Source organism: Amycolatopsis ruanii (genome assembly GCF_003385175.1).
GTDB lineage: Bacteria > Actinomycetota > Actinomycetes > Mycobacteriales > Pseudonocardiaceae > Amycolatopsis_E > Amycolatopsis_E thermalba.
In genome coordinates, this window is sequence record NZ_PQHY01000169.1 from 1 (window position 1) to 1,114 (window position 1,114).

1 protein-coding gene is annotated in these 1,114 nt (G+C 64.2%); it reads right to left on the reverse strand.

Features of this window, described 5'->3' with window-relative positions; translation table 11 throughout:
* On the reverse strand, positions 1–1,069 hold a 1,069-nt coding region (locus tag D0D28_RS35420), incomplete at its 3' end, for an IS630 family transposase (RefSeq protein WP_116115563.1).
* Positions 1,070–1,114 lie beyond the last annotated feature (45 nt).

Sequence of the window (1,114 nt, forward strand, 5' to 3'; positions counted from 1 at the left end):
TAATTCGCGTGCAGTAGCGTGCGATGGAGTCAAGGATCTGGTCGGCGGTCTTGGTCCAGACGTAGGGCCGTGGTTCGTTGTTCCAGGTCTCGATCCATGCGCGGATGTCGCGATTGAGCGCGTGGACGCTGGTGTGGCTGCCGTGTTGGAGTTTTTTGGTCGTCAGCTCGGAAAACCAGCGTTCGACGAGGTTGAGCCAGGAACTCGAGGTCGGAGTGAAGTGCACGGTGAACCGCGGGTGAGCTGCCAGCCAGCGTTTGATCACCGGGGTCTTGTGGGTCGAGACGTTGTCCATAACCAGATGCACTGCCAGGTCCGCGGGTACTTCGTTGTCGATGGCGATCAAGAACTTCTTGAACTCGATCGCACGATGCCGCGCGTGCAGCCGGCCGATGACCTTGCCGGTGGCGATGTCCAGTGCGGCATACAGACTGGAGGTGCCGTGGCGGGTGTAGTCGTGCGTGGCACGCTGCGGCGTTCCCGGCATCATCGGCAGGATCGGGGCGGTGCGGTTGAGCGCCTGGATCTGGGACTTCTCGTCCACGCACAGCACCACCGCCCGCTCCGGCGGCGCGAGGTAAAGCCCGACCACGTCCTTGACCTTGTCCACGAACAACGGATCCTTGGACAACTTCCACGCCTCACGGCGATGCGGCTGCAGACCGAACGCATTCCAGATCCGGGTCACCGCGGTCTGGGTCAACCCGGACTCCGCAGCCATCGACCGGGTCGACCAGTGCGTCGCATTCGCCGGCGTGGACTCCAGCGTCTTGGTGATCACCGCCTCGACCTGCTCGTCGGTGATCGTGCGCGGGCGCCCCGGACGTGGCTCGTCGACCAGGCCGTCCAGTCGTTGGGCCACGAACCGGGAACGCCATTTCGCGACCATCGCGCGCCCGACGCCCAACTCCGCGGCGATCTCGCTGTTCGAGCCGCCCTCGGCGCACCGCAGCACGATCCGCGACCGCAACGCCAACGCCTGAGCCGTCTTCCGCCGCTGCACCCAGTTCCGCAACGTCTGTGCCTCATCAACGGACAAGGCCAACTCAGGCAGCTTCGGATTCGGCATGCCGCACCCTACAGCTGAACTCGAATTAACGACTCAGGACACTAG